The following is a 15,390-nucleotide window of genomic DNA, read 5'->3' as shown; positions in this document are numbered from 1 at the left end:
GTGTTCGTTCAGATACTAAGGGTGCCCCGAAGTCATGGCGAGGTATTTTCGAGGGGAATCATGGAATTCTCGATTTGTCTGATGATCTGTAGACAAATAATTGGCCAGAATGGGCGATGATCCGGCCAGGGCCTGGCTTTATTGATTGTTCGATGACGGAATCATCATCCCGGCACGTTCGACGCTCCGGGGGTGCCAGCACGCTCCACGCCCCCTTGCCCCGGTACAGCTCGGTGCCGTCCGCCCCGCCCGCGAGCACGGCGATCTCCGCCGGCCCGTCCACGGCCACGGTCAGCACCACCGTCCGGGCCGGGACCGGGTAGTCGACCTCCACCGTCCTCCCGTCCCGGGCGGTCCACTCCGTCCGTTCCCCCGTACGACCTCCCCCTTCGGCGGCAGTCTCGCCGCGCGGCAGTGGATCACGCCACCCCGTGCGGGTCACGGCACCGCGACACCGCCGTCGGCCCGGACCGATATGGCGGGGATATAGGCGCGGGCGGAACCGTGGTCAGGACGCCCGCTCCCTCGGTCCCGAAGGATGCCCATGACCGACTCCCCAGCCCGGTGGTTCCGCTCCTACCGCGCGACCGCCGCACCGAGCTGCCGCCTGGTGTGCTTCCCGCACGCCGGTGGCGCCCCGACCGCCTACCGGGACTGGGCCCGCTCGCTGCCCGCCGACATCGAGGTGCTGGCGGCCTGCTACCCGGGCCGGCAGGACCGGATCGGCGAGCCCTTCGCGGACTCCGTGCACACGATGGCCGACGGCATCGCCGGCGCCCTGCGGCAGCTGGCGGACGTGCCGCTGGCGCTGTTCGGGCACAGCATGGGCTCGGTCGTCGCGCACGAGGTGGCGCTGCGGCTGGACGCCGAGTACGGGATCCAGCCGCTGCGGATCTTCGTCTCCGGCTCGGAGCCGCCGCACCTGCGGGTCCGGGAGACCCAGGCCGAGAGCGACGCCGACTTCCTCGACGAGCTGCGGCAGCTCGGCCACTCCTCGCTCACCGCGATCGAGGACCCGATGCTGCTGGAGCTGGTGCTGCCGAGCATCCGGGCCGACTACCGGCTCTCCGCCGACTACCGGGCGGTGCCGGACGCGCCCCGGCACCGCGCGCCGATGGTGGCGTACGCGGGCGCCGAGGACGAGGGCTGCCCCTCCGAGGTGCTGTCCGCGTGGGCGGACTACACCGGCGGCGCCTTCGAGATGCGGATCCTGCCCGGCGACCACTTCTACCTCCAGGCCCAGGAGCAGCAGTTGCTCGCCCATGTGAACGGCCACCTCCAGTCGGACCTGCGGCTCCACCGCGTCCTGGGCGCGGCCCGCCGCCGCACCGCCTGACCCTTCGCACCGACCGCCCCCGCACGACCCGAGAGGACGCCCACCCCGATGCCCGATGACCTGGTGAGCCGGCTGGTCCGGCACGGCCGCGAGATCCCCGACCGGGAAGCGGTGGTCTTCGTCCGGACCGCCGCCGGCGGGCTCGTCGAGGAGCCGCTGACCTACGGCGAACTGGACCGCCGGGCCCGGGCCGTGGCCCGCTGGCTGCGCGAGCGCTGCGCCGTCGGGGACCGGGTGCTGCTGCTGTACGGCACCGGCCCGGAGTTCGTCACCGTGCTGGCCGGCTGCCTGTACGCGGGCGTGGTCGCCGTGCCCGCCCCGCAGCCCAGCACCCAGCGCGGCCACAGCTCGCGCTCGGACGGCATCGTCCGGGACGCGGACGTCCGGCTGGTGCTGACCGACGAGGCCAACCGGGAGACCGCCGCCGGGTTCCTGACCCGCGCGGGCGCCGAGGACGTCCCGTGCGTGGCGACCGACGGGCTGGACCTGCCGGACGCCCCGCACTGGCGGGCCGAGGAGGTCCCCGCCGACGCCCTGGTGATCATCCAGTACACCTCCGGCTCGACCAGCGCGCCCAAGGGCGTGATGGTCACCCGCGGCGCGCTCGACCACAACCTCGGGCTGATGACCCGGGCCTTCGGCGTCGACCCGGGCAGCCGCTCCTGCACCTGGCTGCCCCAGCACCACGACATGGGCCTGATCGGCATGCTGCTCACCCCGCTGTTCCACGGCGCGGTGTCCTACCAGCTCGCCCCGATGGACTTCCTGCGCCGCCCGCACCTGTGGCTGGAGCTGATCGGCGCCAAGCGGATCCGCACCGTGGTCGCCCCGAACTTCGCCTACGACCTCTGCGTCCGCCGGGTCACCGACGCCCAGCTGGCCGGGCTGGACTTCTCCACCCTGGTCAGCGCGGGCAGCGGTGCCGAGCCCGTGCACGCCGACACCCTGCGCCGCTTCGCCGAGCGCTTCGCCCCGGCCGGCTTCCGCCAGGAGCACTTCAGCCCCTGCTACGGCATGGCCGAGACCACCCTGATCGTCTCCGGCACCCTGCCCGGCGAGCCGCCGGTGCTGACCGCCGTCGACGCCGACGCCCTGGCCGCCGGGGAGCTGCGCCCCGGCGCGGGCCCGGCCCTGGTGAGCAGCGGCCGGGTGCACGACCTGGACGTGCGGATCGTCGACCCGCGGACCCGGGCCACCCTGCCCGAGGGCGGCGTCGGCGAGATCTGGGTGCGCGGCGGCAGCGTCGCGGCCGGCTACTGGCGCAACGAGGAGGCCACCGAGGAGACCTTCCGCGCCGTCACCGCCGAGGGCGAGCGCGGCTTCCTGCGCACCGGCGACACCGGCGCCCTGCACGACGGGCACCTCTACGTCACCGGGCGGATCAAGGAGGTGCTGATCGTCAACGGCCGCAACCTGTACCCGCACGACATCGAGCGCGAGGTGCTCGGCCTGCACGAGGGCTTCCAGGGTCTGAGCGGCAGCGTCTGCTCGGTGCCGGCGCCCCGCGAGGAGATCGTCGTCCTCCAGGAGGTCCGGCGGCCCAGGGCGACGCCGGAGGAGCTGGCCGAGCTGGCCCGGCAGGTGCGCGGCGAACTGTCGGCGCGGCTCGGGGTGCGGGTGCCCAACCTGGTGCTGCTGCGCCCCGGCCAGGTCCGCAAGACCACCAGCGGGAAGGTGCGGCGCACGCTGATGCGCGAACTGTTCGTCGCCGGGGAGCTGGAGCCGCTGTTCGAGGACCTCGACCCGGCCACCGTCGCCCGCTACCGCACCGCCGCCCCTGCGGCCGCCCCGGCCGGGGTGAGCGCGGAATGACCCGCGCCGCGGCGACCCACGCCGCCCACCGCACCGCCGCCGCGCTGGACCGCCGCCTGGGCGACCCGGAGGACGACGGCCGGCTGTTCTCCCACGCCCGCTGCGCGGCGCTGGACGAGCGCGAGGAGTTCCCGCACGAGATCTGCCGCGAACTGGACGTGCTCGGCCTGCCCGCGCACTACGTGCCCGCCGCGCACGGCGGCACCCTGGACAGCTACGAGCAGGTGCTGCAGCTGATGCGCGCCGTCGCCCGCCGCGACCTGACGGTGGCGATCGCGCACGGCAAGACCTTCCTCGGCGCGGTCTCGGTCTGGGTCGGCGGCAGCCGCGAGCAGGCCGAGCAGCTGGCCGCGGCGGTGCTGGACGGCGCGGTCGTCTCCTGGGGGCTGACCGAGCGCGACCACGGCAGCGACCTGCTCGCGGGCGAGGTCCGGGCCGACCGCACCGCCGACGGCTACCTGGTCAACGGCGAGAAGTGGCTGATCAACAACGCCAACCGGGGCCACCTGGTCTGCCTGCTGGCCCGCACCGCCGACGAGGGCGGGGCGCGCGACTTCAGCCTGCTGATGATCGACAAGCAGCGGCTGGGCCGGCCCGGGTACCGGCCGCTGCCCGCGGTGCGGCTGCACGGCATCCGGGGCGCCGACATCAGCGGGGTGGCCTTCACCGACGCCGAGGTACCGGCCGACACCCTGGTCGGTGCGGAGGGCTCGGGCACCGAGACCGTCCTCAAGAGCCTGCAGCTGACCCGGATCCTGTGCGCCTCGCTGTCGCTGGGCGCCGCCGACAACGCGCTCGACCTGGCCGCGGGCTTCGCCCTGGAGCGCGAGTCCTACGGCCGCCGACTGGCCGAACTGCCGCAGACCCGGCGGATGCTGGGCGAGTCCTACGCCGACGTCCTGCTCGCCGAGGCCGTCACCCTGGTCTCCAGCCGCAGCATCCACGCCCTCACCGGCGAGCTCGCGGTGGTCTCCGCCGTCACCAAGTACTTCGTCCCCACCCTGGTGGACGAGGCGATCACCCGGCTCGGCACGGTGCTCGGCGCCCGCTCGCTGCTCGCCGACGGCACCCACCGGCACGGCCGCTTCCAGAAGGTCCAGCGCGACCACCGGATCGTCGGCATCTTCGACGGCAACACCCTGGTCAACCTGCACGCGCTGATCAACCAGTTCCCTCTGCTGGCACGGCAGTTGAAGCGTCGCACGGTGGACGCGGCGGGCCTGGCCGGGGCCACCGACCTCGCCGCCCCGCTGCCCGGCTTCGACCGGGACCGGCTGTCCCTGTTGCCCCGGACCGGCTCCAGCCTGCTCCAGGCGCTGGCCGACGGCGTCGAGGAGCTCACCGCGCTCGCCGCCGCCGGCACCGTCCCCGCCTCGCTGGCCCACCGGGCGCAGGCCGTCCGGGCCGCCGTGGACGGCCTCGCCGTCGAACTCGCCGCCCACCGCCCGACCCCGGTCGAGGTGCCCGCCGCGGCCTTCGTCCTGGCCGAGCGGTACGCCGCCGGTTACGCCGCCTCGGCCGCGGTCCACCTGTGGCTGCGCAACCGCGCCGCCGCCGGGGCGGACACCGGCCCCGCCGCCGGACTGTGGGCCGACGGCCTGTGGCTGGAGGCCGCGCTGGCCCGGGTGCTGGGGCGGCTCGCCCCCGGCCGCCGCCCCGACCCGCAGGACGACGTCCTGGACCGCCTGGTGCCGCCGCTGACCGAGCAGCTGAGCGCCGGCACCCTCCCGTCCCTGCTCCCCTACCCCCTGGTGAAGGGCGCCGCATGAGCACCGCCACGACCGCCCCCGCGCTCTACGCCGCCCTGGACACCCCGGCCCCGCTGGAGGCCCTGCTCGGCGACCCGGACTACCGGGACAACCCGCTCGGTTTCGAGGCCTTCCTCGCCGCCGACGAGCGCGGCGACCTGCTGCAGGCCGGCGAACGCGCCCTGGACGCCTACGGGCTGGGCGCCGAGTTCGTACCGCGCCGGCTCGGCGGGCGGCTCGACCGGGCCGACCGGCTGGCCCGGGTGCTGCGCCCGCTGTTCCGCCGGGACGGCGCGCTCGCCCTCGGCCACGGCGCCAGCAACCTGGTCGGCTCGGTCAACGTCTGGTCCGAGGGCAGCGCCCAGCAGCAGGACTGGCTGGCCGGGGTGCTGCTCGGCAACGGCCGGATCGCCGCCGCCTACACCGACCTGAGCACCGGCAACGACGTGACCCGCACCGCCTTCCGGGCCGAGGTGCGCCGCGACGAACTCGTGCTGAACGGCCGCAAGGAGATCATCAACAACCTGGCCCGCGCCGAGGCGGTCACCGTGCTCGCCCGCACCAGCGAGGAACCGGGCAGCCGCAGCCACTCGATGGTGCTGGTCGACATGGCCGCCGCGCCGCGCGACCGGCTGCGCTTCCTCCCCCGCTACCGCACCTCCGGCGTGCGCTCGATGTACCTGGGCGGCCTGGAGTTCCGGGACTGCCCGCTGCCGGTCACCTCGATCGCCGGCGGCACCGGCGAGGCGATGGAGACCATCCTGCGCGCCTTCCAGATCACCCGGGCCGTGCTGCCCGCCGCCGCCCTCGGCGCGGTGGACCAGCAGCTGCGCACCGTCACCGACTTCGCGCTCGGCCGCCGGCTCTACCACCGCGCGGTGGCCGACCTCCCGCACGCCCGCTCGGTCCTCACCGGGGCCTTCCTCGACCTGCTGGTCGCCGACTGCTTCACCACCACCGTCTGCCGGGCCCTGCACGTGCTGCCCGAGCGCACCAGCGTGTACGCGGCCTCGGTCAAGCACCTGGTGCCGACGCTCTACCGGGAGTCCGTCGACCGGCTCGCGGTGGTGCTCGGCGCCCGGTCGTTCCTGCGCGAGGGCCCGTACGGGATCTTCCAGAAGCACGCCCGGGACCTGCCGGTGGCCTCGCTGGTGCACGCCGGCGGCACGGTCTGCCAGGCCACCGTCATCCCGCAGCTGCCCCGGCTGGCCCGGCAGAGCTGGCTGACCGACGGCCCCGCCCCGGCCGCCCTGTTCCACCTGGCCGGGGACCTGCCCGAGCTGGACCTCGGCCGGCTCGGGGTGACCGCCGGCCGGGAGGACCCGCTGCTCGGCACCCTGGTCGACGCCGCCGCCCGGCTGGCCGCCGAACCCGTGCTCGGACCGCTCTGCGCCCAGCTGCTGGACGAGCTCCGCGCCCTGCGGCAGTCCTGCCTGGACCTGGCGCCGCGCGACCGGACGCCGCTGGCCGGCCCGGTGAGCTTCCGGCTGGCCGAGCGGTACGGGGTGCTGCTGGCGGCCGCCAGCTGCCTGGGCGTCTGGCTGCACAACCCGGACCACCCGGGCACGTTCCTGCGCGGCACCGGCTGGCTCGCCGCCGCGCTCGCCCGGCTGACCGCCCGGCTCGGCTGCCCGCCGGTGCCCGGGGCCGACGCCGCGCACCCCGAGGTGTTCGCCGAGCTGATCGAACGCCACCAGGACGGCCGGGGCTTCGACCTGGTCGGCCGGCAGCTCGCCTGAGCCGCGTCACCGGACCCGGACCCGAGGAGGAGGAGAGACATGGGCACATTTCTGCGGATCGAACCGGACGCCGCGACGGACGGGGCGGTGGCGACCGTCCGGCTGCTGCGGCCCCGGATCAGCGGCACCGACCCCCGGGTCCCGGAGGAACTGACCGCCGCCGCCGAGCGGTTGGACGCCGACCCGGCCGTCCGCGCGGTGGTCCTGTACGGCGGGCGGCGGGTCTTCGGCTCCGGCGCCGACGTCAAGGACCTCGCCGAACGGAGCCCGGCCGAGGTGGACGCCTACACCGGCCGGCTGCACACCGCCCTGGACGCGCTGGCCCGGATCGGCAAACCGGTGGTCGCCGCGATCACCGGGTACGCGCTCGGCGGCGGTCTGGAGCTGGCCCTCTGCGCCGACCTGCGGGTGGCCGGCGAGGGCGCCGTGCTCGGACTGCCGGAGATCGAGCTGGGTGTCATCCCCGGCACCGGCGGCACCCAGCGGCTGCCCCGGCTGATCGGCGCCGGACCGGCCAAGCGGCTGATCCTCACCGGCGCGCGGCTGACCGCCGCCGAGGCCCTGCGGATCGGTCTGGTCGACGAGACCGTGCCCGATCCCGAGGTGTACGAGGCCGCGCTGCGCACCGCCCGGCGGTTCGCGGCCGGTCCGACGGCGGCCCTGGCCGCCGCCAAACGGGCCGTGGACGACGGCCTCGACCTGCCGCTGGGCGCCGGACTCGACCTCGAACGACGGCAGTTCACCGCCCTGTTCGCCACCGAGGACCAGCGGATCGGCATGCGGGCCCAGCTCGACGGCGCCCGGCCCGCCTTCCTCGGCCGCTGACGCCGGCCCCCGGACCCCCCGCCACCGGACCCCCGGACACCGGAAACACCGACCCCCGGAACAGAAGACGACGATGACCGACCCCCAGCAACTCTCCCACGCCCAACAGGCGTTGTGGTTCCTCTACCGGCTCGCCCCGGACGCCGCGGTGTACAACACCGGCTGCGCGCTGACCGTGCGCTCCGCCGTCGACCTGCCGGCCCTGCGCTCCGCCGTCGAGGCGCTCGCCGAGCGGCACGACATGCTCCGCTCGGTGTTCCAGGAGGTCGACGGACAGGCCGTGCGACTGGTCGGGGAGCGCCACCCGCTGGGCCTGGAGGTCCGCGAGCTGCCCGGCGCCGACCCCGAGGGCCTCGCCGCGGCGGCCCGGGCCGCGCTGCGCGAGCCGTTCCGGCTGGAGCGGGACGGCGCCTTCCGCTTCGTCCTGCTGCGCCGGGGCGAGGCGGACGCCGTCCTGCTGATGGCCGGACACCACATCGGCACCGACGCCACCTCCAACTGGCTCATCGTGCGCGACCTGCTGCACGGCTACCGCCGGCTGACCGGCGGCGACACGGACGGCCCCACCGCGGACGACCTCGCGGTGGCCGCGCCCCCGCCGCCGAAGGGCAGCTACGCCGACCACGTGGCCAAGGAGCGCATGGTGCTGGACTCGCCGCGCGGGGCGCGGATGGAGCAGCACTGGCACCGGGTCTGCGCCGACGCCGCGCCCGCCGAGCTGCCCACCGACCGCCCCCGGCCCGCGAGTTCGAGCCGGACCGGCGCCACCCACCACCTCGACCTGACGGACGGCCGGGTCGAGGCGCTGCGCGAACTCGCCCGCGGCAGCGGCGTCTCGTTGTTCTCGGTGCTGCTCGGGACGTTCCAGAGCCTGCTGCACCGCTCCACCCGGCAGAACGGCTTCCTGATCGGCTGCCCGACCACCACCCGGATGAGCCCGGCGGTCCGCGAGGTGGTCGGCAACTTCGTCAACACCCTGGTCTTCCGCGGGGACTTCGACCCCGGCACGACCTTCCGCCAGGCGGCCGAGGCCGCCGACCGGCAGGTGAAGGCCGGGCTCGGCGCCGCCGTCTACCCGTTCGAGCTGCTGACCCGGACGGTCAACCGGCCGCGCACCGGCGCCGGCTCCTCGCTCTGCCGGATCACCTTCAACCTGGTCGGCACCGCCACCCCCGAACCGCTGCTGCGGCTGCTGCTGGACGCCGACGGCGGCCGGCCGGCCGAGTTCGCCGGGCTCACCGTCGCCCCGTTCGAACTCCCCCAGGCCGAAGGACAGTTGGACCTTGCGTTGAGCGTGCGGCAGAGCGCCTCCTCGCTCGCGGTGGACTTCCGCTACGACGTGGACCTGTTCGACCCCGCCACCGTCGAGCGCTTCGCCGGCCACTTCCTGCGGGCGGTCGACGCCGCGCTGGCCGACCCCGACGCCCCGGTGGCCCGGCTGCGCCTGGTCGACGACGCCGAACTGGCCGGACTGATGGGCCTCGGCGCGGAGCCCGCCCCGCGACGGAGGGCCCGCCGTGGCTGAGCCCGCGGAGCTGCCTCCGTTCCCCGAGCTGCCCGGCGTCACCCACCGGACGCTGCGGGTGGCCGGGCGCGCCATGCACGTCGCGGAGGCCGGCGAGGGACCGCTGGTCCTGCTGCTGCACGGCTTCCCCGAGCTCTGGTACTCCTGGCGCCACCAGCTGACCGGGCTGGCCGGGGCCGGGTTCCGGGCCGTCGCCCCCGATCTGCGCGGCTACGGCCGGACGGACTCCCCCGACGGGGCCGACCAGTACACGATCCACCACCTGGTCGGCGACGTCGTCGCCCTGATCGGGGCGCTCGGCGAGCGCCGGGCGGTGCTGGCCGGGCACGACTGGGGTTCGCAACTCGCCTGGCACACCGCGCTGATGCGTCCGGACCTGGTCCGCGGCGTGGCCGGGATGAGCATCCCCTACCGGCCCCGGCCCGGCCTGCCGCCGCTGCCGGCGATGCGGCGCGCCGTGGGCGAGCGCTTCTACATGCTGTACTTCCAGGAACCGGGCCGCGCCGAGGCCGAGTTGGGCCGGGACGTGCCGGCCGGACTGGTCCGGCTGCTGGCCGGGACCTCCGGGGAGGCACCGACCTTCGACCCCGCCGTGCCCGCCGACGGCGGCTTCCTGGACCTGTTCCCGGCGGACGGCCGGCGGCCCGACTGGCTGACCCCGGCCGACCTCGCCGTGTACGCCGGGGAGTTCGCCCGCACCGGCTTCACCGGCGGCCTCAACTGGTACCGCAACCTGCACCGCAACTGGGATCTCACCGCCCCGCTCAACCGGGCCCGGATCGAACCGCCCGCGCTCTACCTGGCCGGGGACCACGACTTCGTCGTCCGGGACCTCGACCACGCCCGGCTCGCCGACGACCTCCGGCTGTGGGCACCCGGGCTGCGGGAGGCCCGGATCCTCCCCGGCTGCGGGCACTGGACCCAGCAGGAGCGGCCGGAGGAGGTCACGGCCGCACTCGTCGGGTTCGCCTCCGCGCTCGACTGACCAGCACCCACCACCACCCCGATCACCACCCCTTCCGATGGAGATGTCCACCATGAGCACCACCGCGCCCGCCGCCGAACTGACCACCTGGCTGACCGAACGGGTCGCCTTCTACCTGGAGATCCCGGCCGAGCAGATCGCCCCGGACGTCAAGCTGGTCGAGTACGGCCTGGAGTCCGTCTACGCGCTGGCCCTGTGCGGCGACGTCGAGGACGAGTACGGGATCGAGGTCGAGCCGACCCTCGCCTGGGACTACCCGACCGTCGAGGCGCTGGTCGGTCTGCTCCAGGAGCGCCTGGCCACCTCGGCGACCCCGGCCTGACCCGGACGCGACGGAAACAGGAGGCCGGTCACATGCGCGCAGCCGTCACCCGTGCGGGGAAGCTCGTCGTCGAGGAGGTCCCCGACCCGGTGCCCCGGGCCGGGCAGGTGCTGGTGCGCACCCTGGCCTGCGGGATCTGCGGATCCGACCTGCACGCGCTCGACGACCCCGAGGCGTTCAACGACGTCGTCCGGCGTTCCGGCGGGACGGCGCACGACATCCGCGACGGGCTGGTGCTCGGGCACGAGTTCGCCGCGGAGATCGTCGACTACGGTCCCGGCACCGTCGGGGCGCTGCCGGTCGGCACCGTGGTCTGCGGCCCGCCGATCGGCGCCGGTCCGCAGGGCACCGGGATCGTCGGCTACACGCCGGCCTACCCGGGCGGCTTCGGCGAGTACATGATCCTCTCCGAGGCCTTCACCCTGCCGGTGCCGAACGGGCTCGACCCGCACACCGCCGCGCTCACCGAGCCGTTCTCGGTGGCGGCGCGCGCCGTGCGGCGGGCCGAACTCGCACCGGGCACGGTCACCATGGTGATCGGCCTGGGCCCGGTCGGCCTGGCCGTGGTCGCGGTGCTCAAGGCCCGGGGCCACGCTCCGGTGGTCGCCGTCGACTTCTCCCCCCGGCGCCGGGCGCTGGCCGCGCAGCTCGGCGCGGACCTGCTGATCGACCCCGCGGTGGAGTCCCCGTACGACCGGTGGACCTCGCTCGGGGTGATCCCCGGCATGATGGACCGGATGGCCGCCGAGTACCGGGGCCTGCGCCCCACCGAGGCCGCCGTCTTCGAGTGTGTCGGCGCGCCCGGCATGCTCGCCCGGGTCGTGGAGGGCGCCCCGGCCGCCGCCAGGATCGTCCTGGTCGGCGTCTGCCTGCGCCCCGACCCCATCGACCCCGGACTGCTCGCCAACAAGGAGCTGGACATCAGGGGCTCTTTCGGCAGCAGTCCGGCCGAGTACCGGCAGACCCTGCGCGAAATCGCGGAAGGCCGGATCGACGCCGGTGCCGTCATCACCGGCACCACCGGCCTGAACGGTCTGACCGGAGCCATCGCCGAACTCGGCGAGCCGGACCGCCACGCGAAGATCGTCGTGGATCCTTCGCTGGACCGTGCAGCCATTCGGTGAACGCGATCCGACACATCTGGAGGACCAGTGATCACTGAACCCACCTACCGGCGACTGCTCGACCTGTTCGACCGCGACCGGGTCCCCTACCGGCTGATGGACCATCCGCCGGAGGGCCGAACCGTCCACGCCAGCGAGCTGCGGGGCCACAAGCTCTCCGCCGCCGCCAAATGCATGGTCGTCACCGTGACCAGGAACGGTGCGACACCCTCGCACCGGCACGTGCTCGCCGTCGTCCCCGGTGACCGCCGGGTGAAGCTCAAGCAGGTGGCCCGGGCCTGCGGCGGCGGCCGGGCCCAGTTCGCCGACCAGGACACCGCCGAGCAACTCGGCGGCACGGTGAGCGGAACGATCACCCCCTTCTCGTTCCACACCGAGCTCGCGGTGCTCGCCGACCCGGCCCTCTTCGAGGAGCCGGAGCTGTACTTCAACGCGGCCAGGCTGGACCGGTCGGTCGCCATCCCGGCCGCGGACTACCTGCGCGTCGCCGCCCCGCAGGTGGTCACCATCACCTGATCCGGCGGCGGATCCGGCCGGTCGGCGCCCCTTCACCCCGGGGGCGCCGACCGGCCAATTCCCATTAACCATTGCGCCGCCGCGGCCCCGCCCGCTTTGCCCTGGCCGCGGATTCCCAAGAAATAACCAAGAGATCGCGCTCCGCTTGACTACCCAGCGCCCGGTACCAGAGACTCAGAGCGAGGTCGGCAAGGATTCAACCGGGGGATTGATTCGCCGTGCGCACTCTTCGCGCAAGGCCATTTCATGCTGCCCGCGCATTCCCTGGCGATCCGCCCGTTTCTCCACTTCGCGGACTTTTGGACGAGGGAATGCTCAGATCGCTCGGCCTTGATGCGTTGACCGAAGCCGTGTACAAGGAAATGCTCAAGGCGCCGACGAGCGGCACCGCCGCCATCGCGCAACGGCTCGGCCGGCCCGAGGCCGAGGTCCGCTCCGCCATGGACGAACTGGCACGGCTGCTGCTGGTCCGGCCGTCCTGGCAGGAGCCCGGGGAGCTGCGGCCGGTGGAGCCCGAGGCCGGACTGCGCTCCCTGCTCGACCGCCGCGAGGCCGAGCTCCAGCGCCGGCTGGAGGAGGTCGAGTACGGCCGGCGCGAGCTGGCCCAAGTGGTCGCCGACTACGCCGACCTCACCAACACCCGGCAGCATCCGGACAGCGAGGTCCTCACCGGGATCGACGCCGTCCGGCTGCGGATCGAGTCGCTGGCCTCCGGCTGCGCCGAGGAGGTCATGGGCTTCGTCCCCTCCGGGGCGATGTCCCCCGCCAACATCGAGGCGAGCCGCCCGCTGGACACCTCGGTGCTGAGCCGCGGCGTCCGGATGCGCTCGATCTACCTGGAGAGCATCAAGAACGACAACGACACCATGGCCTACGCCCGGCGGCTCACCGAGCAGGGCGCCCAGGTCAGGGTCGCGCCGACGCTGCCGCCGCGGATGGTGATCTACGACCGCGCCACCGCGATCGTCCCGGTCGACCCGGAGGAGAGCCGCAAGGGCGCCCTGGTGCTGCGCGGCCACGGCGTGGTCAGCGCGCTCTGCGAACTCTTCGAACGGGTCTGGCAGAGCTCCCAGCCGGCCGTCGACACGCCCGCCACCTCGGGACCGGGGCTGTCGCCGCGCTCCCAGGCGATCGTGGTCCTGCTCGCCAAGGGCTACACGGACGAGATGATCGCCCGTCGGCTGGACGTCTCGGTGCGCACCGTGCGCCGGGAAACCGCCGACCTGGCAGCCCAGTTGGGCGCCCGGACGAAGTTCCAGGCCGGAATGATGGCCCTGCTCCAGGGCTGGGTCGACCCGGGCCTCGTGGGCTGAGTTCCCCCCCGTGGCCACACCTTGCCACGTCAAGGTCCTGACGGTCGCCACACCTGCCCCCCGCCGAAATGTGCGCACAGAATCGCTGCTGGGCGGAAAGCCGGCACACCGGTGCCGGCTCCCCCCGCCCGACGGCTCATCGTCCACAAACAGCAGGGGGAGACATGCACCTCGGTGTCCTGGGTCCGGTGGAGGTCCACGACGACGACGGCAGGATGGTCGAACTGCCCGGCACGAAGGTGCACACCGTGCTGGCCACGCTGATCCTCGCCGACGGGCAGACCGTCTCCGACGACCGGCTGAGCAGCATGCTGTGGGCGTGGGACCCGCCGACCACGATGAGCGCGCAGATCTACACCTACGTCTCACGGCTGCGCAAGCGGCTGGGCCCGGACGTCGAGCTGATCCGCCGCCCGCGCGGCTACCTGCTGCGGGCCGACCGGGCCGGGCTCGACCTCACCGAGTTCGAGCGCTCCGCCGGGGCCGGCCGCACGGCGCTGGCCGGCCGCCGCTGGGCCGAGGCCGCCCGCGAACTGCGCAGCGCGCTGGACCTGGTGCGCGGCCCGGCCCTCACCAATGTCACCGAGCACCTCGCCGACGTCGAACGGCCGCGCCTGGAGGAGCTGCACCTCGCGGCCCTGGAGGACTGGTACGAGGCCGAGCTGGCCCTCGGCCGGCACCACCGGCTGGTGCCCGACCTGACCAGCCTGACCGCCGAGCACCCGATGCGCGAGCGGCTGCGGGCCCAGCTGATGACCGCCCTCTACCGCTGCGGCCGGCAGTCCGACGCGCTCGCCGTCTTCCACTCCGGCCGCCGGATCCTCCTGGAGGAACTCGGCGTCGACCCCGGCGAGGAGCTGACCGGCGTCCACATGGGCGTCCTGGACGGCAGCCTCGCGCGGAACGCGCCCGAACCGGCGGCCGAACCGGTCGCGCTGCGGCCCGCCGCCCCCGCCATGCTGCCGCCGGACCTGCCCGACTTCACCGGCCGGCAGGAGCAACTCGACCAGCTGATGCGCCTGGTGGAGCCGCACCCGATCGCCCGCACCCGGCGCGCCTTCCTCACCGGACCGGCCGGCATCGGCAAGTCCGCGCTCGCCGTGCACGCCGCGCACCTGCTGCGCGAGCGGTTCCCGGACGGGCAGCTGTACGCCGACCTCGGCGACGGCGAGGGCGCGGCCAAGGACCCGGCCGAGGTGCTGAGCTGCTTCCTGCGCGCGCTCGGCGTCGAACCGGCCGGCCGCGACCTCGGCCTGGACGAACTCACCCGGCTCTACCGCACCCACAGCGCCGGCCGCCGACTGCTCGTCCTGATCGACAACGCGCCCGGCACCGGCCGGATCACCGCGCTGATGCCCACCGGGCCCGACGCGGCCTTCATCGTCACCAGCCGCCGGCACCTCACCGGCGCCTCGGCCCGCGACACCACCGTGCTCGCGCCGTTCACCGAGGAGGAGTCGACGGACCTGCTCGCCGCCGTCGCCGGGGAGCGGATCGGGGCCGACCCCCGGGCCGCCCGGGAGATCACCGCCGCCTGCGCCGGACTGCCGCTGGCCGTCCGGATCGCCGGGGTCCGGCTGGCCGCCCGGCCGCAGTGGTCCGCCGCCCGGCTGGCCGACCGGCTGGCCGACCCCGGCACCCGGCTCGACGAGCTGAGCTTCGGCGAACTCCGGGTCCGCGACAGCCTGCTGCGCTCGCTGGACGGCGTCGACGAGCGGACCCGGCGGATCCTGCCCGCGCTGGCCGCGTTCGGCACCGACGCCTTCCCCGCCGAGGCCGCCGCCCGACTGCTCCGGCTGCCCGGGGCCACCGCCGAAGGCGCCCTGGAGGAGCTCGTCGACGCCCGGCTGCTGGAGCCCGTCGCCGCCCCCGGGCGGCCCGGCGGGTCCGCCTACCGGCTGCCCGAGCTGGTGCTGCTGCTCACCACCGGCCTCGGCGACGACGCCCGGCACGACTACCCGGACCCCTGGCGCGGCCTCGCCCGCGCGGTGGTCAACCTCCGCCCGACGGGCTGAGCAGCTCCGGCGCGCCCGGGCCCGGCCGTGGGATCCCCCGGCCGGGCCCGGGCGCGTCCGCGTGTCCCCACCCGGTCTTCCCGGACTTCCGGGACTCCCCGGCCTTCCCGGACTTCCCGGGCCGCCCGGA

At 74.7% G+C, this 15,390-nt stretch carries 13 protein-coding genes; 12 read left to right on the top strand and 1 reads right to left on the bottom strand.

Annotated elements, in window-relative coordinates; all coding sequences use genetic code 11:
• Nucleotides 1–58 precede the first annotated feature (58 nt).
• Nucleotides 59–334, bottom strand: coding sequence for a hypothetical protein (locus ACW14Y_RS23215; protein WP_456983317.1), 276 nt, complete (start codon nt 332–334; stop codon nt 59–61).
• Between the two features lie 210 nt (nt 335–544).
• Between ACW14Y_RS23215 and ACW14Y_RS23210 the strand changes: the two genes are divergently transcribed.
• From ACW14Y_RS23210 to ACW14Y_RS23155, 12 genes are all read left to right on the top strand, one after another.
• A complete protein-coding gene (locus ACW14Y_RS23210) occupies nt 545–1,336 on the top strand; it encodes a thioesterase II family protein (RefSeq protein ID WP_380385319.1) in 792 nt (263 codons plus the stop codon).
• Between the two features lie 48 nt (nt 1,337–1,384).
• Complete coding sequence (locus ACW14Y_RS23205) at nt 1,385–3,148, top strand: fatty acyl-AMP ligase (protein ID WP_456983315.1); 1,764 nt, start codon at nt 1,385–1,387, stop codon at nt 3,146–3,148.
• Nucleotides 3,145–4,917: an acyl-CoA dehydrogenase family protein gene (locus ACW14Y_RS23200; protein ID WP_456983313.1), complete on the top strand. Its 1,773-nt coding sequence runs from the start codon at nt 3,145–3,147 to the stop codon at nt 4,915–4,917. Before ACW14Y_RS23205 ends, ACW14Y_RS23200 begins: the two co-directional genes overlap by 4 nt.
• Nucleotides 4,914–6,635, top strand: a complete 1,722-nt coding sequence (locus ACW14Y_RS23195; protein WP_380299543.1) for an acyl-CoA dehydrogenase — start codon at nt 4,914–4,916, stop codon at nt 6,633–6,635. The genes ACW14Y_RS23200 and ACW14Y_RS23195 overlap by 4 nt, the downstream gene beginning before the upstream one ends.
• A gap of 39 nt (nt 6,636–6,674) precedes the next feature.
• Nucleotides 6,675–7,460: an enoyl-CoA hydratase/isomerase family protein gene (locus tag ACW14Y_RS23190; RefSeq protein WP_380299544.1), complete on the top strand. Its 786-nt coding sequence runs from the start codon at nt 6,675–6,677 to the stop codon at nt 7,458–7,460.
• 73 nt (nt 7,461–7,533) lie between these two features.
• Nucleotides 7,534–8,985, top strand: coding sequence for a condensation domain-containing protein (locus ACW14Y_RS23185; RefSeq protein ID WP_456983310.1), 1,452 nt, complete (start codon nt 7,534–7,536; stop codon nt 8,983–8,985).
• Nucleotides 8,978–9,970 (top strand): alpha/beta fold hydrolase, encoded by a 993-nt coding sequence (locus ACW14Y_RS23180; protein WP_456983308.1) that lies wholly within the window; start codon nt 8,978–8,980, stop codon nt 9,968–9,970. Before ACW14Y_RS23185 ends, ACW14Y_RS23180 begins: the two co-directional genes overlap by 8 nt.
• 52 nt (nt 9,971–10,022) lie before the next feature.
• Nucleotides 10,023–10,292 carry an acyl carrier protein gene (locus tag ACW14Y_RS23175; RefSeq protein ID WP_340631321.1) on the top strand — a complete coding sequence of 90 codons (270 nt, stop codon included), beginning with the start codon at nt 10,023–10,025 and terminating at the stop codon, nt 10,290–10,292.
• Between the two features lie 32 nt (nt 10,293–10,324).
• Entirely contained in the window at nt 10,325–11,416 is a 1,092-nt protein-coding gene (locus ACW14Y_RS23170; RefSeq protein ID WP_266270961.1) for a zinc-binding dehydrogenase, read from the top strand.
• A 27-nt stretch (nt 11,417–11,443) separates the two neighbouring features.
• Nucleotides 11,444–11,932 carry a YbaK/EbsC family protein gene (locus ACW14Y_RS23165; RefSeq protein WP_266270960.1) on the top strand — a complete coding sequence of 163 codons (489 nt, stop codon included), beginning with the start codon at nt 11,444–11,446 and terminating at the stop codon, nt 11,930–11,932.
• A 338-nt stretch (nt 11,933–12,270) separates the two neighbouring features.
• Nucleotides 12,271–13,245, top strand: a complete 975-nt coding sequence (locus ACW14Y_RS23160) for a LuxR C-terminal-related transcriptional regulator (RefSeq protein WP_380299547.1) — start codon at nt 12,271–12,273, stop codon at nt 13,243–13,245.
• 164 nt (nt 13,246–13,409) lie between these two features.
• Complete coding sequence (locus ACW14Y_RS23155) at nt 13,410–15,260, top strand: BTAD domain-containing putative transcriptional regulator (protein ID WP_456983302.1); 1,851 nt, start codon at nt 13,410–13,412, stop codon at nt 15,258–15,260.
• The last annotated feature ends 130 nt before the right edge of the window (nt 15,261–15,390 follow it).

Source organism: Kitasatospora sp. cg17-2, from assembly GCF_054031055.1.
This window is presented reverse-complemented; position numbering and strand designations above follow the sequence as displayed.

What these genes read in the sequence shown, in the direction of transcription:
- ACW14Y_RS23195 (WP_380299543.1), top strand. Translation starts at nt 4,914, where the DNA reads ATGAGCACCGCCACGACCGCCCCCGCGCTCTACGCCGCCCTGGACACC.
- ACW14Y_RS23185 (WP_456983310.1), top strand. Translation starts at nt 7,534, where the DNA reads ATGACCGACCCCCAGCAACTCTCCCACGCCCAACAGGCGTTGTGGTTC.
- ACW14Y_RS23210 (WP_380385319.1), top strand. Translation starts at nt 545, where the DNA reads ATGACCGACTCCCCAGCCCGGTGGTTCCGCTCCTACCGCGCGACCGCC.
- ACW14Y_RS23155 (WP_456983302.1), top strand. Translation starts at nt 13,410, where the DNA reads ATGCACCTCGGTGTCCTGGGTCCGGTGGAGGTCCACGACGACGACGGC.
- ACW14Y_RS23170 (WP_266270961.1), top strand. Translation starts at nt 10,325, where the DNA reads ATGCGCGCAGCCGTCACCCGTGCGGGGAAGCTCGTCGTCGAGGAGGTC.
- ACW14Y_RS23190 (WP_380299544.1), top strand. Translation starts at nt 6,675, where the DNA reads ATGGGCACATTTCTGCGGATCGAACCGGACGCCGCGACGGACGGGGCG.
- ACW14Y_RS23200 (WP_456983313.1), top strand. Translation starts at nt 3,145, where the DNA reads ATGACCCGCGCCGCGGCGACCCACGCCGCCCACCGCACCGCCGCCGCG.
- ACW14Y_RS23175 (WP_340631321.1), top strand. Translation starts at nt 10,023, where the DNA reads ATGAGCACCACCGCGCCCGCCGCCGAACTGACCACCTGGCTGACCGAA.
- ACW14Y_RS23205 (WP_456983315.1), top strand. Translation starts at nt 1,385, where the DNA reads ATGCCCGATGACCTGGTGAGCCGGCTGGTCCGGCACGGCCGCGAGATC.